We start from the raw sequence: 21,932 nt of genomic DNA, 5'->3' as shown, positions 1-21,932 counted from the left end.
GCCACCCGACCGTCATCAGATGGCAGGATTCCCCCCATCTCGGAGCGAGCCGGCCACTGGTCGAGGCGGCTCGGTCAACGCCCACCTCGGCGGACGGTGGCGGAGAGCAGTACCCGTACCACCCTTGCGCGCAGTTCACCCAGCCCCACCCGTACAGCGCCGTACGGCCTTTGCTGCCCCGGTGCGCCGCTCCCCCGCGGCGCGCTCCGCCCGACCTCTCCCTCAGGAGGAGATCCCCCATGACCGCCCGTACCCAGCGCACCCGCTTCCTCGCCACCGCGGCGGTGCTCGCGTCCGCGTCGCTCGTGCTCACCGCCTGCGGCAGCAGCGAGTCCTCCTCCAACAGCGGTGCCGCGGGCGCCAATCCGAGCGCCACCGTCGCGGCCGTGGCCGCCGACCCGGCCCTGGCCCCGCTGGTCCCGGCCGACGTCAAGAGCTCGGGCAAGCTCATCGTCGCCGCCGACGCCTCCTACGCGCCCAACGAGTTCAAGGACGACAAGGGCAACATCGTCGGCCTCGACGTCGACCTCGCCGGCGCCATCGCCAAGAAGCTCGGCCTGACCGCCGACGTGCAGAACGCCGACTTCACCTCGATCATCCCGGGCATCACGGCGAAGAAGTACCAGCTCGGCATGAGCTCCTTCACCGACACCAAGGAGCGCGAGCAGACCGTCGACATGGTCACCTACTTCACCGCCGGCAGCGCCGTCGCGGTGAAGAAGGGCAACCCGGACAAGATCGACCCCAAGGACCTCTGCGGCAAGAAGGTGGCCGTGCAGACCGGCACCACCCAGGCCCAGGAGGTCACCGACGTCCGCAACCCGGAGTGCGCCAAGGCGGGCAAGCCGGCCATCCCGAACGACGGCGACAAGTTCACCCTGCAGACCGACGTCACCACCGCGCTGGTCTCCGGCCGCGACCAGGTGATGATGGCCGACTCCCCGGTCGTCGACTACGCGATCAAGCAGACCAACGGCCAGCTGGAGAAGCTCGGCGACACCTACGACAGCGCGCCCTACGGCGTCATCGTCGACAAGGGCTCCCCGCTGGCCCAGGCCGTCCAGGGCGCGATCCAGTCGCTGATCGCCGACGGCACCTACAAGCAGATCCTCGCGAAGTGGGGCGTCGAGGCCGGCGCGATCGAGAAGTCCGAGATCAACGCCGCCAAGAGCTGATCCCTCGCACCACCACACCCCCTGAGGCCCCAAGGTGAATTCTTCCGAGCAGGGGGCGGTGAAATCGCGACGGCCTGAGACCATCAAGGCCGTCCCGGTCCGCCACCCCGGACGCTGGGCCGGAGCCGCCGTCATCGCCGTTCTCGCGGCGATGCTGCTCCACGCCCTGATCTTCAACCCCGCGTTCCAGTGGGACGTCGTCAAGGACACGCTGCAGAACGAGCAGATCCTGCGCGGCATCGTCGTGACACTGGAGCTGACCGTCCTGTCCATGCTGATGGGCGTGACCGGCGGCGTACTCCTCGCGATCATGCGGCTGTCGCCGAACCCGCTGCTGTCGGGCACGGCCTGGTTCTACATCTGGGTCTTCCGCGGCACCCCCGTCCTGGTGCAGTTGGTGTTCTGGAACTTCCTGGGCGCCCTCTGGCCGAAGCTGTCGATCGGCATCCCGTTCGGCCCCGAGCTCTGGTCCGAGTCGACCAACGTCCTGATCCCCACCTTCACCGCCGCCCTGCTCGGCCTCGGCCTCAACGAGGCGGCGTACATGGCGGAGATCGTCCGCGGCGGCATCCAGTCCGTCGACGAGGGGCAGACCGAGGCCGCCCACGCGCTGGGCATGAGCCGGGCGGCCGCACTGCGCCGGATCGTGCTCCCCCAGGCGATGCGGGTCATCATCCCGCCGACCGGCAACGAGACCATCTCGATGCTGAAGACCACCTCGCTGGTCCAGGTCATCTCGCTGTCCGAGCTGTTCACCGCCGGCCACGACATCTACTCGCGGACCTTCCAGACCATCCCGGTCCTGGTCGCGGTCAGCATCTACTACCTGCTCATGACCTCGATCCTCACGGTGGGGCAGTACTACATCGAGCGGCACTACGCTCGTGGTGCGAACCGGACGCTGCCGCCCACCCCGCTCCAGCGGCTGCGGCTGCTGTTCGGCGGCAGGCCCGCCCCGAAGGCCAAGAACGACGTGGTCCCCGGACTCGAGGGAGGCGGCCACGCATGACCGACCTGATCAAGGCCCCCGCCGACGCCCGCCCGATGGTGAAGGCCGAGGGCGTCCACAAGTCGTACGGCCCGGTCGAGGTGCTCAAGGGCATCGACCTGGAGGTCCGGCAGAGCGAGGTCTTCTGCCTGGTCGGCCCGTCCGGCTCCGGCAAGTCGACCTTCCTGCGCTGCATCAACCACCTGGAGAAGATCAACGGCGGCCGCCTCTGGGTGGACGGCGACCTGGTCGGCTACCAGCAGCGGGGCGACAAGCTCTACGAGCTCAAGGACCGCGAGGTCGCGCTCAAGCGGCGGGACATCGGCATGGTGTTCCAGCGCTTCAACCTCTTCCCGCACATGACCGCGGTGGAGAACGTCATGGAGGCGCCGGTCCAGGTCAAGGGCGAGTCCAAGGCCTCGGCCAAGGAGCACGCCATGGCCCTGCTGGAGCGGGTCGGCCTGGCCGACAAGGCCGGGAACTACCCCTCCCAGCTCTCCGGCGGCCAGCAGCAGCGCGTCGCCATCGCCCGGGCGCTCGCCATGAAGCCCAAGCTGATGCTGTTCGACGAGCCGACCTCGGCGCTCGACCCCGAGCTGGTCGGCGACGTCCTGGACGTCATGCGCGGCCTCGCCGAGGAGGGGATGACCATGATCGTGGTGACCCACGAGATGGGCTTCGCCCGCGAGGTCGGCGACGCGCTGGTGTTCATGGACGGCGGCGTGGTCGTCGAGTCCGGCAACCCCCGCGAGGTCCTCACCAACCCCCAGCACGAGCGCACCCGCGCCTTCCTCTCCAAGGTGCTCTGAGCGCACCGCACCGCGGCGCCCGGCAGGCCGGTCCTGCCGGGCGCCGCCGCTTTCCCGCTTTCACCCCTGAGGTAATAGGCTGGAGGCGATCAGCCCGTTACCGCCTCTGGAAGGACCACCGTGGAGCTCGCCTCGTACGCCGATCTGGCCGTCCGGCTGGTGAACACCGAGGAGCCCGAGCGCGGCACCGACTCGCTGACCTCGGTGGACGCGGTGCGCGGCCTGTTCACGGACTCCGCCCGGGCCCGCGACCTCGCCGACGAGTCCGACCTGCCCCGGCTGCGGGCCGTCCGCACCCGGCTGCGCGGGGTCTTCGAGGCCGCCGCCGAGGGCGAGGAGGTCCGCAGCGTCGACCTGCTGAACAGCCTGCTGATGGAGTTCCCGGTCAGCCCGCTGGTCTCCGGGCACGACTATCTGGACGAGGCCGGCCGGCCCCGCTGGCACCTGCACCTCGCCGACAACTCCCCCACCGCCACCGCGCACTTCAGCGCCGTCGCCTGCATGGGCCTGGCCGTCCACCTCACCGAGCTGGGCGCCGACCGGCTCGGCATCTGCCAGGCCGCGCCCTGCCGCAACGCCTACCTGGACACCTCCACCAACCGCTCCCGCCGGTACTGCTCGGACCGCTGCGCGACCCGCGCCAACGTCGCCGCCTACCGGGCCCGCAAGCGCCTGGAGGCCGCCGCGGCGGCCGGCGAAGCACAGGGCTAGGGAGGTCCGCGGGGCCGGGGCTCAGGAGTTCTGCAGCTCCTCCGGGCGGACCCAGACGCCGAGGCGACGGGCCAGCCCGGGCACCCGGGCCAGCGGGCCAAAGAGCAGCACCCGCTCCAGCCGGCGGCCCGGCGCCAGCCAGGCCGGGCGCGGGCGAAGCCGCAGCAGCACCCGGCCGAGCACCAGTTCGTCCGGCACCGCGCCGTAGCTGCGGCTGTCGCTGTCCACCGGCCGGTTGTCGGACAGCAGCCACCAGCCCTTCGGCCGACGGCCGTCGGCCCGCTTGACGACCAGCAGGTTCTGCTGGAACGGGTGCCGGAAGACCACCACCGCGCCGGGCCGGATCCGCGCGCCGTACCGCACCAGCAGCTGGTCGCCGTCGCGCAGGGTCGGCACCATCGAGTCCCCCGCGACGTCGATCAGCCCGAACGGCGCGCCGCCCGCCGGGGGCCCCTCCTCCGGTTCCGCGCTCCGTGCCACGACTCCTCCTCCCGGCCCGCGTCCCGCCGCGTCCCGCGGTCGCACACCAGTCTGCCGCACGGGCCGCGCCCCGCCGATGTCCGGATTCGCCCGGTTCCGGCTCCGCCTTTCGCCCTGGGCCCGCCGTCCGACCGAGAAACCGCAGGGCCCGAAGGGTAATCTCGGGCGCGGGAAGACGATCAAAGGAAGGACTCCCATGTTCTCTCGCCTGTTCGCACCGCGCACCACCGCCCACGCCCACTGTGACCTGCCCTGCGGCGTGTACGACCCGGCCCAGGCCCGCATCGAGGCCGAGTCCGTCAAGGCCACCCAGGAGAAGTACCAGGCCAACGAGGACGCGCACTTCCGCGCTCGCGCCGTCATCATCAAGGAGCAGCGCGCCGAGGCCGTCAAGCACCACATCTCGGTGCTGTGGAGCGACTACTTCAAGGCCCCGCACTTCGAGAAGTACCCGCAGCTGCACCAGCTCGTCAACGACACCCTGAAGGCCGCCTCGGCCGCCAAGGCGTCCACCGACCCGGCCACCGGCCAGGCGCTGCTCGACCTCATCGCCGAGGTCGACAGGATCTTCTGGGAGACCAAGCAGGGCTGATCCCCGCTCAGTCCCCTTCCGAGCGCCCCCGTCCGCACACCGCGGACGGGGGCGCTCGCCCATGTGTCCGTGACCACAGTCAGGGCGGTAAGGGTTGCCTGACCCGAGCGCTTGTTATGCTGCCGAGGTGTCCTGAGGGGAAAGCCGGTGCGAATCCGGCGCTGACCCGCAACGGTAAACGGTGCCCCGCGCCCGTGAGCCCGATCGCCCGAGGACGCCGACCTCCCGACAACTCGCCGTGGACTGCGAGGGGATGGCGCCCCGGCACACCCGCGCCCGGGCGCGCCGCCCCGCGCCGTCCGCGGCCCGAGGCAAGGCGCGCACCAGTGAGCAGCACCGCGACCGCACCGGCCACCGCCGCGGCCCCGCCGGGCCCGCCGGGCCCGCGCCGAACACCCGCCGTACCGCTGGCCGCCGCCCTCGCCGCGGCGCTGCTGGTCTCCCTGGTCTGCGCCGTCGCCGTGGGCTCCTCCGGACTCGGCTGGGGGCAGGTGCTGCGACTGCTGCGCGCCGGGCTGACGGGCGGCCGGCTGGAGGCCGACGAGGCCGCCGCCTACGCGATCGTCTGGGAGATACGGCTGCCGCGCGCCGTCCTGGCCGCCGTGGTCGGCGCCGGACTCGCCGCCACCGGCGTCGCCGTCCAGGCGATGGTCCGCAACGCGCTCGCCGACCCCTTCGTGCTCGGCATCTCCTCCGGCGCCTCGGTCGGCGCCAACGCCGTGCTGATGCTGGGCGCCTTCGCCTCGCTCGGCGTCTGGGCGATCTCCGTCTCCGCCTTCGCCGCCGCCCTGCTCGCCATGGTGCTGGTCTACCTGACGGCCAGGACCGCCCACGGGCTCACCCCGCTGCGGCTGGTGCTCACCGGCACCGCGATGTCGTACGGCTTCTCCGCGCTGACGGCGCTGATGGTCTTCGCCGCCGCCCGCGGCGAGGCCGCCCGCTCCGCCCTGATGTGGCTGCTCGGCAGCCTCGGCGGCGCCACCTGGGGCTCGGTGCCGATAGCCGCCGTCACCGTGCTGGCCGGACTGGCGTACCTGGCCTGCGCCGCCGGACGGCTGGACGCGCTGGCCATGGGCGACGAGACGGCCGCCTCGCTCGGCGTGGACCCGGACCGGCTGCGCCGCGAACTGTTCGTGGTCACCGCCGCCGTCACCGGCACCGTGGTCGCGGTCAGCGGGGCGATCGGCTTCGTCGGCCTGATGGTCCCGCACCTGGTGCGGATGCTGGTCGGCGCCGGCCACCGCCGGGTGCTGCTGGTCGCGCCGCTCGCCGGGGCGCTGCTGCTGGTCTGGGTGGACATCGTCTCCCGCACCCTGCTGGCACCCGCCGAACTGCCGGTCGGCGTGGTCACCGCGGCCGTCGGGGTGCCCTGCTTCCTGCTGCTGATGCGCCGGCGCGGCTACACCTTCGGAGGCGGCCGGTGAACGCCTCCCCCGCCGCCCTGGACCTCGCCGTCGACCGGGTCTCGGTCGACCTGGCCGGCGTCCGGCTGGTCCACGACGTCACGCTGACCGCCGGCGCCGGCCAGGTGGTCGGCCTGATCGGCCCCAACGGCAGCGGCAAGTCCACCCTGCTGCGCTGCGTCTACCGGGCGCTGCGGCCCGCCGCCGGCGCCGTCCTGCTGGGCGGCGACGCCCTGCACGCGCTGGCCCCGCGCGAGGCCGCCCGGCGGGTGGCGGCGCTGCCGCAGGAGCACTCCGCCGAGTTCGACTTCACGGTGGCCGAGGTGGTCGGCATGGGCCGGCTGCCGCACCGGCGCGGCGCCCTGGCCGGGCCGTCCGCCGGGGACGAGGACCGCTGCGCCGAGGCGCTGCGCCGGGTGGGCGCCGCGCACCTGGCCGCCCGGGGCTTCCTGAGCCTGTCCGGCGGTGAGAAGCAGCGGGTGCTGATCGCCCGCGCGCTGGTCCAGGAGCCCAAGGTGCTGGTCCTCGACGAGCCCACCAACCACCTGGACATCGCGCACCAGCTGGAGGTGCTGGCCCTGGTCCGGGAGGCCGGTCCCACGGTGCTCACCGCGCTGCACGACCTCAATCTGGCCGCCGGGCACTGCGACCTGCTGTACGTGGTCGCGGACGGCCGGATCGTCGCCTCGGGCCCGCCCTCCGAGGTGCTCGAACCCGGCCTGCTGGCCGAGGTGTTCAAGGTCCGCGCGACGCCCGTGCGGCACCCGGTCACCGGCGCCGTCCAGCTGCTGCTCGACCGTCTTCCGTAACCCCCCTCCCCCGCCGACCGCCCTTCCCGAGGATCCCCATGCGCACCAAGGCCGTTGCCGCCGCCGCCCTGCTCGCCCTCGCGCTCACCGGCTGCGGCGCCGAGATCACCCCCAGCGGTGACGGCGCCGCCGACGCCTCCGCCCACTATCCGGTGACCGTGCAGAACTGCGGCGCCGAGGTCACCTTCAAGGAGAAGCCGGCCCGCACCGTGACCAACGACGTCGGCATCACCGAGCTGATGTTCGCGCTCGGCCTGGAGGACCGGATGGCCGGCTACGTGATGCCCGACGACAAGGGGCAGGTCGACAAGGTCGCCTGGAAGGACGGCTACCAGCGGGCCAAGTGGCTCTCCAAGGACGCGATCACCAAGGAGACCGTGCTGGACGCCAGGGCCGACCTGGTCTTCGCCGGCTGGCACTACGGCTTCGACGAGGGGAAGGGCTTCACCCCGCAGACCCTGTCCGGCCTCGGCATCGGCTCCTACGTGCTCACCGAGTCCTGCCGCAGCGGCAAGGGCCCGGAGCGCGGGGTGATGTCGCCGCTCGACGCGCTCTACACCGACCTGGCCAACCTGGGCGAGATCTTCGACGTCCGGGACCGGGCCGACCGGCTGATCGCCGGCTTCAAGGCGCAGATCGCCGCGATCCCCGAGCCCGCGCACCGGCCGACCGTCTTCCTGTACGACAGCGGCGAGGACAAGCCGTACACCTCCGGCCGGTTCGCCGCCCCGGAGGAGATCATCGCCAAGGCCGGCGGCCGGAACGTGATGGGCGACGTCGCCGACTCCTGGACCACCGTCGGCTGGGAGAGCGTGGTCCAGCGCGATCCCGAGGTGATCGTGATCAACAACTACGGCACCCCGGACGCCGAGGCGAAGCGGAGGTTCCTGAAGTCCTTCCCGCCGCTGGCCGGCGTCTCCGCGGTGCGCAACGACCGGATCTTCGTCCTCGACTACGTCGACCTGGTCGAGAGCCCGCGCAACCCGGCCGCGATCACCGCCCTGGCGGACTACCTGCGGACCGTCCCGGCCCGCTGAGCCGGGGCCGTTCCCGCCGCGGTCCCCACCGCCGCCCGGCCCGTCCTCCGGCCGGTTCCGACGGGCGTACGCTCAAGAGGTACGAGCCGACGGAACCGACCGGAGGAGCGAGCAATGACCACCATGGCCGCACCGTCCGCCTTCGACGTCCGGGCCCTGCGCGAGGGCATCGAACGCGCCGACCCGCGGGCCCTGCTGGCGCTCTACGCGGACGACGCCGAACTGCGCGTGGTCGACCGCAAGACCCAGCCCAGCCACCCGCTGGTGATGCACGGCAGGGACGAGATCGGCGCGATGCTGGACGACCTCTACGGCCGCGAGATGAGCCACACCCTGGAGCAGGTGGTGGTCCAGGCCGACCGCCTCGCCTTCCTGGAGTCCTGCCGCTACCCGGACGGGGTCCGGGTGCTGGTCAGCTCCACCGCCGAGCTGCGCGACGGGCGGATCGTCGACCAGACCTCCGTCCAGGCCTGGGACGAGAACGAACCGGCCCAGTAGGCTCGGGGTCATGATCCGCACCGCCCTCCCCTCCGACGTCCCCGTCATCCACGCCATGATCCGCGAACTCGCCGACTACGAGAAGGCCGTCCACGAGGTGGTCTCCACCGAGCGGCAGCTGCACGACGCGCTGTTCGGCGACTCCCCCGCCCTGTACGGCCTGATCGCCGAGGACGACACCACCGGCGAGCCGGTCGGCTTCGCGCTCTGGTTCCTCAACTACTCGACCTGGCGGGGCACCCACGGGATCTACCTGGAGGACCTCTACGTCCGCCCGACCTCCCGCGGCGGCGGCCACGGCAAGGCCCTGCTGCTGGAGCTGGCCCGGATCGCCGTCGAGCGCGGCTACTCCCGGGTCGAGTGGTCGGTGCTGGACTGGAACCGGCCCTCGATCGACTTCTACAAGGCGCTCGGCGCCGTGCCGATGGACGAGTGGACCGTCTACCGCCTCACCGGGGACGCGCTCACCGCCGCCGGCGCCCGCTGAGAGCGGCGCGCGAAACGGCGCACGCCGGAGGCGTGCGGAGGCCGGGTGCAGACCACTGCCACCCTGTGTCGCGATGCCTTACCATGAGTGACTCCCGCACCGGGGCAGGAACGCGGTAACGTCTCGGGCGGACGGCGGCGTCCGGCCACCCCCCGAGGGGTATGACCGGTACGTACCGCACCACCCCTCTGGACAGTTGGGGCGAAGCAGTTGAGCCAAGCAACAGACAGTGCCGCGGCCACCGGCCCGGAAGCACAGCGCGTCACCCAGGAGGTGAGGGTGTCCCAGATCGACGGCGAGCCCGGAGTGCAGGACTTCGTGGAGGTCCGGCTGCCCGCGGCCGGGGCCTACCTCTCGGTCCTGCGGACGGCCACGGCGGGCCTCGCGGCCCGGCTGGACTTCACGCTGGACGAGATCGAGGACCTGCGCATCGCGGTCGACGAGGCCTGCGCCATCCTCCTCCAGCAGGCCGTCCCCGGCTCGGTCCTCTCCTGCGAGTTCCGGCTGGTCGGCGACTCACTGAAGGTGATCGTCTCGGCACCCACCACCGACGGCCGGGCGCCCGAACGGGACACCTTCGCCTGGACGGTGCTCTCCGCGCTCGCGGGCGAGGTCGAGTCGGCGGTCGCCGAGGACAAGACCGTGTCGATCAGCCTGCACAAGAAGCGCGGCGGCCCCGCCGCCCACTAGAACCGCCGCGGCGACGCGGCAGCAGCACCGAACAAGGGCCGTCCGCCCGGCACCACCGGGCCGGACGGACGGCTCCCGGTACCGCCCACCCGGCGGTACGACCAACGAGACGAACCGGGGCCGACCGCCCCGGTGCTCCCGGAACGGAACGGGGGAATGGCCGTGAGTGATCTGGACCGTACCGGCCTCGCGACGGCGGGCCCTGCCGTACCGACCCAGGCGAGCGTTCCCGGCCTCGCCGCCACCGACGAAGCGCACCCGAAGGACGCCCACCGGATGAGCCAGCCGACCGAGCCGACGCCCCAGTCGTCGCCCGATCAGTCGCCCCCGCCCGTGCCGTCGGCAGCGGACCTCCCGGACGCCGGCCGCCCGGACGACGAACCGGACGGCGACGGCCCGGCCCCCGGGGGCGCGGACGGGGCCGACGACCACGACGACACCGAGGACGCCGCCGAGGCGGCCGAGGTGCTGCGCGCGGCGGTGCCCGCGCAGGGCCCGCAGCGCAGCGGGGCACCGGACCGCGAGGCGGCCCGGGCCCTGTTCGTGCGGCTCTCGGCGCTGCCCGAGGGCTCCCCCGAGCGGGTCGAGCTGCGCAACCAGCTGGTGCGCATGCACATCCCGCTGGTCGAGCACCTGGCACGGCGGTTCCGCAACCGGGGCGAGCCGCTGGACGACCTGACCCAGGTCGCCACCATCGGGCTGATCAAGTCGGTGGACCGGTTCGACCACGAGCGCGGGGTCGAGTTCTCCACCTACGCGACGCCGACCATCGTCGGCGAGATCAAGCGGCACTTCCGGGACAAGGGCTGGGCGGTCCGGGTGCCGCGCCGGCTGCAGGAGCTGCGGCTGTCGCTGACCACGGCGACCAGCGAGCTCTCCCAGCGGCACGGCCGCTCCCCCACGGTGCACGAGCTGGCGGAGCACCTGGGGATCTCCGAGGAGGACGTCCTGGAGGGGCTGGAGTCCGCCAACGCGTACTCCACGCTGTCGCTGGACGTGCCGGACAGCGACGACGAGTCGCCGGCCGTCGCGGACACCCTGGGCGCCACCGACGAGGCGCTGGAGGGCGTCGAGTACCGCGAGTCGCTCAAGCCGCTGCTGGCCCAACTGCCGCCCCGCGAGCAGAAGATCCTGGTGCTCCGGTTCTTCCGGAACATGACGCAGTCGCAGATCGCCGCCGAGGTGGGCATCTCGCAGATGCACGTCTCCCGGCTGCTCGCCCGGACCCTGGCCCAGCTGCGGGAGAAGCTCCTCGTGGAGGAGTGACGACCGGAGAACGACTGACGGCCGCTCAGCGGCGGCCGTCGGGTCGTACGGAGAACGGTGGAAGGCGGCGGCCCTCCGCGCTCAGCCCTCGTGCGGAGCGTAGAGGGCCGCCGTCGCCTTCGGGCTGAGCAGCGCGCCGATGCCGACCAGGCCGAGCAGGCCGACGCCCACGCCGACCCCGGCCATCGCCCCGCCGCTCTGCCACATGTAGTACGCGACAGGCAGGCAGATCGAGTTGGTCAGCACGGCGGGGCTGCGGCCCCAGCGGCGGGTCCTGAGCAGCGCCCTGGCGGCCAGCAGCGGCGCCACGCCGAGCAGCACGATCACCAGGCCGCCGAACTCGTTGAGGACGAGCTGCTTGGACTGGCCGGACAGCGCGGCGACCATGTCCCAGACGCCGACGACGGCCAGCGTGGCGCCCTCGACGGCGGTGATGGCGGCGCCCAGGGTCAGGGCCGTCGGCCGGTCGGTGCCGGGCGCGGGTACGGGTGCGGAGGATTCTGCGGTCACTCCAGCAGGGTAGCCGCCGGTTGGTCCGTACCGCCCCGTAGGCTGGGCCCATGCGCGCTCTCCTGGTCGTCAATCCGAAAGCGACCACCACCAGCGGCCGTACCCGGGACGTCCTGATCCACGCCCTGCGCAGTGACCTCAAGCTGGAGGTGGCGCAGACCGAGTACCGCGGCCACGCGCGCGATCTGGCCCGCGAGGCGGCGGAGGACGGCGCGGTCGACCTGGTGGTCGCGCTGGGCGGGGACGGCACCGTCAACGAGGTGGTCAACGGGCTGCTCGCGCACGGCCCGGGCGAGCGGGTGCCGCGGCTGGCCGTGGTCCCCGGCGGCTCGACCAATGTGTTCGCCCGCGCGCTGGGCCTGCCGAACGACCCGGTGGAGGCGACCGGCGTCCTGCTGGACGCGCTGGAGCGCCGGCGCGAGCGGTGGATCGGGCTGGGCAAGGCGATGACCGAGGGCCTGCCGGACCGCTGGTTCACCTTCACCGCGGGACTGGGCTTCGACGCCGGCGTGGTCGGCCGGGTCGAGGAGCAGCGCCGGGCGGGGCGCAAGTCCACCCACGCGCTCTACGTCGCCCAGGCACTCCGCCACTTCGTCACCCAACGTGAGCAGCGCAGATCAGGCCCGGTATCGCTGGCGCTGGCGGGCCACGAGCCCGTGCCGGGCCTGGTACTGGCGATAGTCAGCAACACCTCGCCGTGGACGTTCCTGGGCAACCGCCCCGTCTACCCCTCGCCGCGCGCCTCCTTCGACTCGGATCTCGACGTCTTCGGCATCACCCGGATGACAGCGTTCGGCACCGCTCGAACGGTCCGTCAGATCCTGCGGTCGCACGGTCCTTCGAGCGATGACGGCACGCCGGACGGCCCCTCCGGGAAGCATGTCGTCTCCTATCACGACGTCCGTCACTTCACCTTGGTTTCGGAGGAACCGGTCCCGTTCCAGGTCGACGGGGACCACCTTGGATCCAGGAGTCGCGTCAGTTTCACAGGCGTACGGCGGGCACTGCGTGTGATTGTGTGACTAGAAGGGCCCTTCACCCTTCTTCTCGAACGCACAAGCCCCCTTCACTCCATAGAAGTACCGGCTGTGAGCTAGGCGACACCGAAGAATCCAAAATTCCTTCCTGAAGGGGGTTGTATCCGGGCCTGAGGTTTGCGAACCTCTACATGGCGCTCGGGACACATCGCAGCGACGGCAAACCTCGAAACTGGGGGAGCCGACCGCGAGGTGTCCCTCGAGTCGCCGAATCCCTCCCCAGCACAGACCTCCCAGGCCCGATGGGCCTTTGGTCTCTTTTGCTGTTGCGGGATTCGTGAAAGCGTTCACATTCACAAGGACCATCGATGTGCCGATCGGGCAACCCCCGCCGGCAGGAGGAGTTGGACGACCATGGACTGGCGCCACCGCGCTGTCTGCCGCGAAGAGGACCCGGAGCTGTTCTTCCCGATCGGGAACACCGGTCCCGCTCTGCTGCAGATCGAGGAAGCCAAGGCCGTGTGCCGCCGCTGTCCGGTCATGGAGCAGTGCCTCCAGTGGGCCCTCGAGACCGGCCAGGACGCCGGCGTCTGGGGCGGCATGAGCGAGGACGAGCGCCGCGCCATGAAGCGCCGTGCCGCCCGCAACCGCGCCCGCACCGCCTGATCACACGCCGTAGTACCAGCAGTAACCACAGCACCGATCAACACATGATCACAGGCTTCCCCTGCACCTCCTGGTGAAGCCTTCCGCACAAAGGGCCTTGCTCGATGAGGTCCCGCGACACCGGCCCGCCCAGCCACTTGATACTGTTCACTTAGAGCAATATTGTGGAGCTGTGGCGCTCACCGTGTGCAACGCACCGGCTGGTGTCGCACCACCAAGAGCCCCCGTTCCGGCCGACTCCCCCCGACGGCCGGAACGGGTTGAGAGGCCCTGTCGACCCACCCCCCCCGGTCGACAGGGCCTCGTTTCTGTTTTCCCGCCGTTGCGAAGGCTCTCCCGCCGTCGCGAAGGAGCGTGCGACCGGCGCTCACTCCGGACGCACGCCCCCGTACACGTCAACGCGCCTCGGCGCACCTCAGCGCACCGGGATCTCCAGGACCACCTTGGTGCCGCCGTTCGGGCCGGCCACCATGTCGAAGGTGCCGCCGAGCTCCCCGGTGGCCAGCGTCCGGACGATCTGCAGCCCGAGGTTGCCCGCCTGCTGCGGGTCGAAGCCCTCCGGCATGCCCTTGCCGTCGTCCTGCACCGTGATCAGCAGGTACTCCTCCGGGCGGGCCCCGCCGTTCCAACTGTCCGACCAACCCATGCCGGTGGCCGGCGCCCGCCCGCGCAGCGCGCTGACCTCCAGGTTGCCGGAGGCGCTCGGGCCGAACGCGTGTTCTAGGGCGTTCTGCAGCAGTTCGGTCAGCACCATCGCCAGCGGGGTGGCCACCTCGGCCGAGAGGATGCCGAAGCTGCCGCTGCGGCGGGTCGCCACCCGGCCGTCCTGGGACAGCTCCATCACCATGGCCAGCACTCGGTCGGCGATCTCGTCGAAGGCCACCTGCTCGTCCAGCGCCTGGGAGAGCGTCTCGTGCACGATGGCGATCGAGCCGACCCGGCGCACCGCCTCGTCGAGCGCGGCGCGGCCGGACTCCGAGTCCATCCGGCGGGACTGCAGCCGCAGCAGCGCGGCGACGGTCTGCAGGTTGTTCTTCACCCGGTGGTGGATCTCCCGGATGGTGGCGTCCTTGGTCATCAGCTCGCGGTCGCGCCGGCGCAGCTCGGTGACGTCCCGGCAGAGCACCAGGGAGCCGGTCAGGGTGCCCTTGGGCTTGAGCGGGATGGCCCGCAGGGTGACCACGCCGCCCTGGGCCTCGATCTCGGTCTGCCGGGGCGCCCAGCCGCTGGCCAGCTTCACCAGCGCCTCGTGCACGGCGGCCCGGGAGGGCGGGGCGAGGTCTGCGGTGGTGCGGCCGAGGTGGCTGCCGACCAGGTCGGTGGTGAGGCCGAGCCGGTGGTAGGCGGAGAGCGCGTTGGGGCTGGCGTAGGTGACGATGCCGTCGGCGTCGAGGCGGATGAGGCCGTCGCCGACCCGCGGTGCGGCGTCCATGTCGGCCAGTTCGACGCCGGGGTAGGGGAAGGTGCCGGCGGCGATCATCTGGGCGAGGTCGGAGGCGCTCTGCAGGTAGGTGAGCTCCAGCCGGCTGGGGGTGCGCACGGTCAGCAGGTTGGTGTTGCGGGCGATCACGCCGAGCACCTTGCCCTCGCGCCGCACCGGGATGGACTCGACCCGGACCGGCACCTCCTCGCGCCACTCGGGATCGCCCTCGCGCACGATCCGCCCCTCGTCGTAGGCGGCGTCCAGCAGGGGGCGGCGGCCGCGCGGGACGAGGTGGCCGACCATGTCGTCCTGGTAGGAGGTGGGGCCGGTGTTGGGGCGCATCTGGGCGACCGAGACGTACCGGATGCCGTCCCAGGTGGGGATCCAGAGCACGAGGTCGGCGAAGGACAGGTCGGAGAGCAGCTGCCACTCCGAGACCAGCATGTGCAGCCACTCCACATCGGCACCGGTCAGGGTGGTGTGGCGGCGGACGAGTTCGTTGAGCGAGGGCACAGGGCGAGCGTAGCTCCAGGGGGGTGCGAACGGACCCCGCGCACCCCCGCCGCCGGTGCCGGGCCACTCCCCCGGCAAGTTGTCCAGACCAATTTGCGGGGAGGCCTGGACAACCCAGATTGGTCTAGTCCACAATGAAAGGGCACCAAGGAGAGGCAACCGCGCAACTGCCCTGACCGCGCGATGCCGCTCCTCGGTCGGACGCCGCCGAACGAGGACCCCGCACAGTTCTCGATCGTCCCCGGCGCCCGACGACAGCTCCGGGCCGCGGAGCCGCATGGGTTGAGGGTCCCGTGTCGGCGCCGTGGCCCGTAGTGTTTTCCCGACCTCCTCCGCACGCCGTGCGGTAACGCCGGAGCCCCCGTCCACAGGCTGTGGACGGGGGCTCCTGGCGTTGCGGGGCGCGTCAGTGGGTCTCGGTGACCTTGGCGAGCGCGCGCGGGGCGTCCGGGTCCTGGCCGCGGGCGATGGTGACCTCGTAGGCCAGCAGCTGGAGCGGCAGGATCTCCAGGATCGGCTGCACCTCCTCGGGCACGCCGGCCGGCAGCGCGAAGCCCGCCGAGGCGGCCTCGACCTGCGCCTGCTGGCCGACCACGACCAGGTCGGCGCCACGGCCGCGCAGGCGGTCCAGGACCGGCTGCAGGGCCTCTCCGCCCTTGCCGTCCGGGACGATCGCGATGACCGGGGAGACGTTGTCGACCATGGCCAGCGGGCCGTGCAGCAGGTCGGCGCCGGAGAACGGGGAGGCCGGGATGTAGGTGGTCTCCATCAGCTTCAGCGCCGCCTCGCGGGCGGTCGGGTAGCCGTAGCCGCGCGAGGTGATGACCAGGCGCTGGGCGAAGCGGTAGCGCTCCGCCAGGGCCTTGACCTCGTCCTGGCGGGCCAGGACGCCCGCGGCCAGCTCCGGCAGGCCCTTGGCGGCCGCGCCGTCGCCGCCGCGCAGGCCCTCGACCAGCAGGTAGAGGGCGAGCAGCTCGGCGGTGTAGGTCTTGGTGGCGGGCAGCGCCTTCTCCGGCCCGGCCAGCACGTCGATGTGGAACTCGGAGACCTCGGCCAGCGGCGAGCCGGCGTTGTTGGTGACCGCGAGCGTGATGGCACCGGCCTCGCGGGCCGCCTTGGTGGAGGCGACGAGGTCCGGCGAGCCGCCCGACTGGCTGACGGTGATCACCAGCACGTCGGTCAGGTCCGGCTTGGCGCCGTAGGCGGTGGTGGTGGACATGGAGGTCAGGCCGGCCGGCTTGCCCAGCAGGATCTCGATCAGGTACTTGGCGTACAGCGCCGCGTTGTCCGAGGTACCGCGCGCGGTCAGGAGGACGAACCGCGGCTTGCGGGCGGCGATCCGGGACGCGATCTCGAAGATCTTGGGAGCGCCCTCGTCGAGGATGCGCTGCAGGACGGCCGGCTGCTCGGCCATCTCCGCCGCCATGATCCGGCCAGGGACGGTCTGCGTGTCGGACATCGTGGGTGTGCCTCCGATGAGATGGTTCCACCCCGACCGGACGGGAATGCCCGGCGGGGACCTCTACGGCGGCGAGTCCGCACACTCGCTGCGGTGAATGCTGCGGCAATCCTACGGTGGCCGCCCGCCCGGGGCACATCCGAGGAGGTGCTCACCGGGGGTGCGGCGGGCCCCGGAGGTGCGCGGAGCCCCTCCCGGCGGTGCGGGGAGGGGCTCCGGCGTCCCGGGGCGACGGCTCAGCCGGCCTTGTTGATGAGCTGGTCGATGGCGGCGTCCGCCTCCTTGGTGGCCTGGTCGACCGGCTTGCCGCGGAGGATCGCGGTCAGCATGTCGGGCAGGATCTTCTGCTTCTCCACCAGGCCCCAGCCGGGGGCCAGCGGGGTGAACCAGGCGTCCGGCACCGCGTTGGCCGCGGCGGCGGTGGCCGGCTTGGTCTTCAGCGGGTTCAGCTGGGTGAGGTTGTTCGGCAGGATGTCCTTGTCGGCCAGCGCCTGCTCGGACTTGGCGCTGGTGAACATCCGGACCCAGTCGGTCGCCAGGGGTGCCGTGGGCGACTTGGCGGTGACGGCGAGGGCCGAGCCGCCGATGAAGGTCGGCAGGGGCTTGCCGCCCGGGCCGGGCATGGTGGCCACCTTCACCGAGTCCTTGAGGCTCGGGTCGCCGGTGACCGGCGCGACGACGCTGGCCGCCTCGTAGCCGTTGCCGTAGAAGGACGCCGCGTGGCCGCGGGCCATCGCCTCGTACTGGTTCTGCTCGTTGACCGCCTGGTCGCCCTTGTTGTACTTGCGCACCAGGTCGACGAAGTGGGTGATGCCCTGCTGGGACTTGGGGTCGCTCAGGGTGCCGTGCCACATGCCGCCGCTGTCGAAGCGGGCGATGGCTCCGCCGTACGCGGAGACGTAGCTCATCGCGGCGTACCAGTACGGACCGGGCAGGTAGAGCGGGGAGAAGGTCCGGTCGCTCTTGTTCTTCTCCGCGATCTTGTCGAGCGCCGCACGCAGCTCGTCCTCGGTCTTGGGGAACTCGGCGTTGCCGGTGGCCTGCTGGAAGGCCGTCGAGTTGTAGATGGCGACCCGGGCGCCCGCGTAGTAGGGCACGCACCAGAGCTTGTCCTGGTAGGTGCAGGTGTTGGCGAGCGCCGTGATCCAGGTGTCCGAGTTGTCGAAGGTGTTGCGCTCGACGGGCGCCAGCGCGCCGGAGAGCACGTACTTCATGGTCTCGGTGTTGCCCAGCTCGACCACGTCCGGCGCGGTGCCGTCGGCGATCGCCTTGTCGAGCTTGGCCACCTTGTCGGCCCAGCCCTGGTAGGCGAGCTTGAGGGTCACGTTCGGGTACTTGGCCGCGAACTCGTCGTTGACCCGCTGGACCAGGTCGGGCCAGTTCTTCTGGGCGTCGTCCATCAGCCAGACCGTCACGGTGCCGGTCGCGGCCTGGGGGTCGGCCGAGGCGGTCTTGGCGTCGCCCGACGCCGATCCGCCCGAGGAACACGCCGTCAGTCCGGCGGCCAGCGCCATGATGCCGACCGTCGCCATGAACCGACGCTTAATCACGCCATCCTCCGAGGGTGTTTTAGAACTTGTGCCCGCCGGCGGCGCGCCGGCGCCCGACGGGACGGTGTCCGGGGAGGGGCGGCGAAGAGCTTCGGGGCCAATACCACATCCGGCTAAATTGAAATTCGAACCGGATGGACTGGAGCCTGGCCTAGACCACAGTTGGTGTCAACGCCAAATGGCCTGGCGGTCAAGGCCGTTGCAGACCTGTTGTACCTCGTGGCGATCAGTCGCCCGGCGGTCACCCTAAGTAGAACTTAAGGCTCCCTTAAGGCCGATTTGAGGGAACATCGTCATCTCGCGAAGTCGCGGCTCACACGGCGTCAGCACCCGGGAAAACGCAACGGGCCCGCCATGCGACATGCGCATGACGGGCCCCTCGGCCGGGTGCCTCCCGGCACCCGGCGTGACGTTCCGACGCGGACTCAGCCGATCGCCCCCGACTGGCCGGTGAGCACCTCGACGGCGGCCAGCCCGCAGACCCGGGCGGCGCCGTGGGTGGCGACGTACAGGGCGCCGACCGGCTCGGACTGCGGCAGGCCCATCTCGACCACCGCGGCGTCCGGACGGGCCGCCACCAGGCGGGCCAGCGCGGCCGTCATCCACTCGTGGCGGTGGGCGTCGCGGACCACCAGCACCAGGCGGCGGTCGGCGGCGTCGGCCAGCACCTCGGCGACCAGCGCGTCCAGCGCCCCGGCCTCGGCGGCCTCGGCACCGATCTCGCGGGTCCGGGTGCCCGGGAAGCGGTCGGCCAGCATGCCGGCCACGCCCCACGGGGTGACGTCGCCGACGGCGATGTTCGGCTCGGCGGAGAACGAGGCCACGTACGGGCGCTCGGTCACCGGCAGGACCTCCCGGCCCGGCGCGCGGACCACCCGCAGCGCCCGGCGGGCCGCCCGCAGGCCGACCGCGAGGTCCGCCTGCGGCCGCTCGCCCTGGGCCGCGATCCGGGCCCAGCTGCCGAGCGCGCGCACCCGGGCGGCCGCGTCGGCGAGCCGCTCCTCCGGGAGCCGGCCGGACTGCACGGCCGCCACGATGGCGTCCCGCAGCATCAGCACGGTGTCCTCGTCGGCCAGGCCGCCGCCCACGCAGATCGCGTCCGCGCCGGCCACCAGGGCCAGCACGGTGCCCTCGCCCATGCCGAAGTTGTCGGCGATGGCGCCCATCTCGATCGCGTCGCTGACGATCAGGCCCTGGTAGCCCAGGCCGCCGTCCTCGGGGGCGGCGCGCAGCAGGTCGCGCAGCACGGCCGGGCTGAGCGTGGCGGGCAGCTTGGGGTCGAGCGCCGGGACCATGATGTGGGCGGTCATCACGGCCTTGGTGTCGGCCGCGATCGCGGCCTGGAACGGCACCAGGTCGCGGGCGCGCAGCACGTCGAGGTCGACGTCGATGACCGGCAGGCCGTGGTGCGAGTCGACGGCGGTGTCGCCGTGGCCCGGGAAGTGCTTGGAGCAGGCCGCGACACCGGCCGACTGCAGGCCCTCCACCCAGGCGGCGGTGTGCCGGGCGCACAGCTCCGGGTCGGCGCCGAAGGAGCGCACGCCGATGACCGGGTTGCGCGGGTTGGAGTTGACGTCCGCGGTGGGCGCCCAGTTGTAGTTGACGCCGGCGGCGGCCAGCGCGCGGCCCAGCTCACGGGCGACGTCGCGGGTCAGCGCCGGGTCGTCGATGGCGCCCAGGGCGAGGTTGCCCGGCCAGGACGAGCCGGAGCCCGCCTCCAGCCGGGTGACGTCGCCGGACTCCTCGTCGATGGCGATCAGCAGGTCGGGGTTCTCGGCCCGCAGCGCCGCGGTGAGCGCGGCGAGCTGGCCGAGGTCGGCCACGTTGCGGTCGAACAGCGCCACGGAGCCCAGACCGGCCGCCAGGTGACGCAGCAGCCACTCCGGCGGCTCGGTGCCGACGAAGCCGGGCTGCAGGACGGTCAGCGCGTCACGGTGCAGCTGGTCGGAGGCCGGGAGGGTGGGTACGAGGATGCTCACGGAGGATCAGCCCTTCACGGCGCCGTCGGTGAGGCCACCGACCGCCTTGCGCTGCAGGAAGACGAACAGGATCAGCACCGGGATGGCGAACATCGTGGACGCGGCCATGGTGGCACCCCAGTCGTTGCCGAAGGCGGTCTTGAAGGAGGACAGCCACAGCGGCAGGGTCTGGCCCGACTCCTTGTTCAGGATCAGGACGAGCGGGAACTCGTTCCACGCGGTGATGAAGCCGAACAGCGAGGTCGACATCAGACCGGGGGCCAGCAGCGGGAAGATCACCTTCACGAAGGCCTGGGTACGGGTGCAGCCGTCCACCATGGCCGACTCCTCCAGCTCCTTTGGCACCGCGGCGATGAAGCTGCGCAGCGTCCAGATCGTGAAGGGCAGCACCATCATCATGTAGAAGAGGGTCAGCGGCACCAGGCTGTTCAGCATCTCGTTGTCGCGCGAGATCATGTAGACCGCGATGGTCATGACCTCCCACGGCGCCATCTGCGCGGCCATCACGACCAGCACGAAGGTCTTGCGGCCGCGGAACTTCATCCGGGCGATGGCGAACGAGGCCAGGGTCGCGATCACCAGCGAGGCCAGGACGGCGCCGATGGTGACGGTGAAGCTGTTGCCGACGAACGTCCAGAAGTCCTTGGCGTGGACCGCGGTGACGTAGTGGTCCAACGTCCCGTTCAACGGGATGAAGACCGGCGTCTTGCTGATGATGTCGCCGTCCTTCTTGAAGGACGTCGCGACCATCCAGTAGACGGGGAAGATGAAGAAGACGAAGAGGACGACCGCGATGACGTTCGGCCAGGTACGTCCGATGAGCGAGCGCCTCACAGCTCGTCCTCCTGCTTGAGCATGATGCGGAAGTAGTACGCCATGAGCGCGACCAGCATCAGGATGGTGAGCACGGCGATCGCGGAGCCGACGCCGTAGTGCTGGCCCGACGACCCTTCGAGGAAGGCGTGCACGGGCAGGTTCCGGGTCAGGTTCTCGGGGCCGCCCGCGTTGATCGCGTAGACCTGGGTGAAGGCCTTGAAGACCCAGATGACCTCAAGGAAGGTCGTGGCCAGGAAGAAGGGCTTCAGGCTGGGGAAGACCACCGAGCCGAAGATCTTGAAGGCGCCGGCGCCGTCCATCCGGGCGGCCTCGTACAGCTCCTTCGGGATCGTGGTGAGACCCGCGTACATGTTGAAGGCGACGAACGGGATCGACTGCCAGACGATCAGCAGGATGATCACGAAGAAGGTCGAGTACTGGTCGCTCATCCAGTTGTAGTTGGCCATCGAGTGCCAGCCGAGCTGGTCGAGGAACCAGTTGACGACGCCCCACTGCTGGTCGAACAGCCAGGTGTAGACGGTGGTCGCGGCGACCACCGGCATCGCCCAGGCCATCAGCAGGCCGACCGAGAGCACCAGGCGCATCTTCTTGCCGAGGCGGTTGAGCAGCAGGCCGACCAGGGTGCCGCCACCCATGATCAGCACGACGTTCACCAGGGTGAACGCGACCGTGCGCCCGGTGACCGCCCAGAAGTCCGGGTCGGTCAGCTGCTCCTTGTAGTTGTCGAAGCCGTTCCACTCGGTCAGGTGCATGACGAGCTGGCGCCTGTTGAGGTTCTGGAACGACAGAACGATCGTCTTCAGGAGCGGCCAGCCCAGCAGGGCGAGCGTCGCCAGGGTGGCCGGCAGCAGCAGCAGGTACGGGGCCGCCTTGGCGCCGAAGCTCCGGCCGTCCGCCGGTCTGGCGCTCTTCGGGGTGCCCTTGGCGCCGCCACCACCGGCGCTCGTCTTGATAGTGGCCACAGCAGCCTTCCCTGAATCCGGAGACTGTGTGTGCACCCGCTCGGAATGCACAGCCATCGTTCTCACTTCCTCATTACCCGACCACGACGGACGGGCGCCGCCCACCGGCCC

The 21,932-nt window shown here is 71.4% G+C and carries 22 protein-coding genes and 1 riboswitch; of the genes, 14 read left to right on the top strand and 8 right to left on the bottom strand.

Features of this window, described 5'->3' with window-relative positions:
* The first annotated feature begins 239 nt into the window (after positions 1 to 239).
* The 4 genes from ACFZBX_RS17615 (at position 240) to ACFZBX_RS17600 (ending at position 3,683) form a co-directional block, all read left to right on the top strand.
* On the top strand, positions 240 to 1,175 hold the full coding sequence (locus tag ACFZBX_RS17615) for an ABC transporter substrate-binding protein (protein WP_391534632.1): 936 nt from the start codon (positions 240 to 242) through the stop codon (positions 1,173 to 1,175).
* Positions 1,176 to 1,233: 58 nt separating this feature from the next.
* Positions 1,234 to 2,184, top strand: coding sequence for an amino acid ABC transporter permease (locus ACFZBX_RS17610; RefSeq protein WP_391534631.1), 951 nt, complete (start codon positions 1,234 to 1,236; stop codon positions 2,182 to 2,184).
* A complete protein-coding gene (locus tag ACFZBX_RS17605) occupies positions 2,181 to 2,972 on the top strand; it encodes an amino acid ABC transporter ATP-binding protein (RefSeq protein WP_380763871.1) in 792 nt (263 codons plus the stop codon). Before ACFZBX_RS17610 ends, ACFZBX_RS17605 begins: the two co-directional genes overlap by 4 nt.
* A 120-nt stretch (positions 2,973 to 3,092) precedes the next feature.
* Positions 3,093 to 3,683, top strand: coding sequence for a CGNR zinc finger domain-containing protein (locus ACFZBX_RS17600; protein ID WP_391534630.1), 591 nt, complete (start codon positions 3,093 to 3,095; stop codon positions 3,681 to 3,683).
* Positions 3,684 to 3,704: 21 nt separating this feature from the next.
* Here ACFZBX_RS17600 and sodX read toward each other — a convergent pair whose 3' ends face one another.
* A complete protein-coding gene (gene sodX / locus ACFZBX_RS17595; protein ID WP_391534684.1) occupies positions 3,705 to 4,082 on the bottom strand; it encodes a nickel-type superoxide dismutase maturation protease in 378 nt (125 codons plus the stop codon).
* A 277-nt stretch (positions 4,083 to 4,359) separates the two neighbouring features.
* On the opposite strand from sodX, the gene sodN reads away from it, so the two are divergent.
* The 8 genes from sodN to ACFZBX_RS17555 all read left to right on the top strand — a co-directional run bounded on the left by sodN (position 4,360) and on the right by ACFZBX_RS17555 (position 10,945).
* Complete coding sequence (sodN, locus tag ACFZBX_RS17590) at positions 4,360 to 4,755, top strand: superoxide dismutase, Ni (protein ID WP_391534629.1); 396 nt, start codon at positions 4,360 to 4,362, stop codon at positions 4,753 to 4,755.
* Between the two features lie 108 nt (positions 4,756 to 4,863).
* A riboswitch (cobalamin riboswitch) is annotated at positions 4,864 to 4,982 on the top strand.
* A 99-nt stretch (positions 4,983 to 5,081) separates the two neighbouring features.
* Positions 5,082 to 6,179, top strand: coding sequence for a FecCD family ABC transporter permease (locus ACFZBX_RS17585; protein WP_391534628.1), 1,098 nt, complete (start codon positions 5,082 to 5,084; stop codon positions 6,177 to 6,179).
* On the top strand, positions 6,176 to 6,967 hold the full coding sequence (locus ACFZBX_RS17580) for an ABC transporter ATP-binding protein (RefSeq protein ID WP_391534627.1): 792 nt from the start codon (positions 6,176 to 6,178) through the stop codon (positions 6,965 to 6,967). Before ACFZBX_RS17585 ends, ACFZBX_RS17580 begins: the two co-directional genes overlap by 4 nt.
* Positions 6,968 to 7,005: 38 nt before the next feature.
* A complete protein-coding gene (locus tag ACFZBX_RS17575; protein WP_391534626.1) occupies positions 7,006 to 8,004 on the top strand; it encodes an ABC transporter substrate-binding protein in 999 nt (332 codons plus the stop codon).
* 114 nt (positions 8,005 to 8,118) lie between these two features.
* Positions 8,119 to 8,502, top strand: a complete 384-nt coding sequence (locus tag ACFZBX_RS17570) for a nuclear transport factor 2 family protein (RefSeq protein WP_391534625.1) — start codon at positions 8,119 to 8,121, stop codon at positions 8,500 to 8,502.
* A gap of 10 nt (positions 8,503 to 8,512) precedes the next feature.
* Positions 8,513 to 8,989 carry a GNAT family N-acetyltransferase gene (locus tag ACFZBX_RS17565; protein WP_391534624.1) on the top strand — a complete coding sequence of 159 codons (477 nt, stop codon included), beginning with the start codon at positions 8,513 to 8,515 and terminating at the stop codon, positions 8,987 to 8,989.
* 279 nt (positions 8,990 to 9,268) lie between these two features.
* The gene (locus ACFZBX_RS17560) at positions 9,269 to 9,679 is read left to right on the top strand and encodes an anti-sigma regulatory factor (RefSeq protein WP_350549759.1); all 411 of its coding nucleotides are present in this window, start codon (positions 9,269 to 9,271) and stop codon (positions 9,677 to 9,679) included.
* 162 nt (positions 9,680 to 9,841) lie between these two features.
* Entirely contained in the window at positions 9,842 to 10,945 is a 1,104-nt protein-coding gene (locus ACFZBX_RS17555; protein ID WP_391534623.1) for a SigB/SigF/SigG family RNA polymerase sigma factor, read from the top strand.
* Positions 10,946 to 11,026: 81 nt separating this feature from the next.
* Here the strand turns inward: ACFZBX_RS17555 and ACFZBX_RS17550 are convergent, their stop codons facing one another.
* Positions 11,027 to 11,455: a hypothetical protein gene (locus ACFZBX_RS17550; RefSeq protein WP_391534622.1), complete on the bottom strand. Its 429-nt coding sequence runs from the start codon at positions 11,453 to 11,455 to the stop codon at positions 11,027 to 11,029.
* 50 nt (positions 11,456 to 11,505) lie between these two features.
* Between ACFZBX_RS17550 and ACFZBX_RS17545 the strand changes: the two genes are divergently transcribed.
* Both ACFZBX_RS17545 and ACFZBX_RS17540 read left to right on the top strand, forming a co-directional pair.
* Positions 11,506 to 12,477, top strand: coding sequence for a diacylglycerol/lipid kinase family protein (locus tag ACFZBX_RS17545; protein ID WP_391534621.1), 972 nt, complete (start codon positions 11,506 to 11,508; stop codon positions 12,475 to 12,477).
* A 369-nt stretch (positions 12,478 to 12,846) separates the two neighbouring features.
* Positions 12,847 to 13,098: a WhiB family transcriptional regulator gene (locus ACFZBX_RS17540; protein WP_014138019.1), complete on the top strand. Its 252-nt coding sequence runs from the start codon at positions 12,847 to 12,849 to the stop codon at positions 13,096 to 13,098.
* Between the two features lie 415 nt (positions 13,099 to 13,513).
* Here the strand turns inward: ACFZBX_RS17540 and ACFZBX_RS17535 are convergent, their stop codons facing one another.
* From ACFZBX_RS17535 to ACFZBX_RS17510, 6 genes are all read right to left on the bottom strand, one after another.
* Entirely contained in the window at positions 13,514 to 15,034 is a 1,521-nt protein-coding gene (locus tag ACFZBX_RS17535) for a sensor histidine kinase (protein WP_391534620.1), read from the bottom strand.
* A gap of 406 nt (positions 15,035 to 15,440) precedes the next feature.
* On the bottom strand, positions 15,441 to 16,493 hold the full coding sequence (locus ACFZBX_RS17530) for an SIS domain-containing protein (protein WP_391534619.1): 1,053 nt from the start codon (positions 16,491 to 16,493) through the stop codon (positions 15,441 to 15,443).
* A gap of 236 nt (positions 16,494 to 16,729) precedes the next feature.
* Positions 16,730 to 18,040 carry an extracellular solute-binding protein gene (locus ACFZBX_RS17525; protein WP_391534683.1) on the bottom strand — a complete coding sequence of 437 codons (1,311 nt, stop codon included), beginning with the start codon at positions 18,038 to 18,040 and terminating at the stop codon, positions 16,730 to 16,732.
* A 428-nt stretch (positions 18,041 to 18,468) separates the two neighbouring features.
* The gene (locus ACFZBX_RS17520; RefSeq protein ID WP_391534618.1) at positions 18,469 to 20,022 is read right to left on the bottom strand and encodes a glycoside hydrolase family 3 protein; all 1,554 of its coding nucleotides are present in this window, start codon (positions 20,020 to 20,022) and stop codon (positions 18,469 to 18,471) included.
* A 6-nt stretch (positions 20,023 to 20,028) separates the two neighbouring features.
* Positions 20,029 to 20,856 carry a carbohydrate ABC transporter permease gene (locus ACFZBX_RS17515; RefSeq protein WP_391534617.1) on the bottom strand — a complete coding sequence of 276 codons (828 nt, stop codon included), beginning with the start codon at positions 20,854 to 20,856 and terminating at the stop codon, positions 20,029 to 20,031.
* Positions 20,853 to 21,878: a carbohydrate ABC transporter permease gene (locus tag ACFZBX_RS17510; protein ID WP_391534616.1), complete on the bottom strand. Its 1,026-nt coding sequence runs from the start codon at positions 21,876 to 21,878 to the stop codon at positions 20,853 to 20,855. Before ACFZBX_RS17510 ends, ACFZBX_RS17515 begins: the two co-directional genes overlap by 4 nt.
* Positions 21,879 to 21,932: the final 54 nt, after the last annotated feature.

This window comes from Kitasatospora sp. NPDC008115 (genome assembly GCF_042957205.1).
GTDB lineage: Bacteria > Actinomycetota > Actinomycetes > Streptomycetales > Streptomycetaceae > Kitasatospora.
This window is presented reverse-complemented; position numbering and strand designations above follow the sequence as displayed.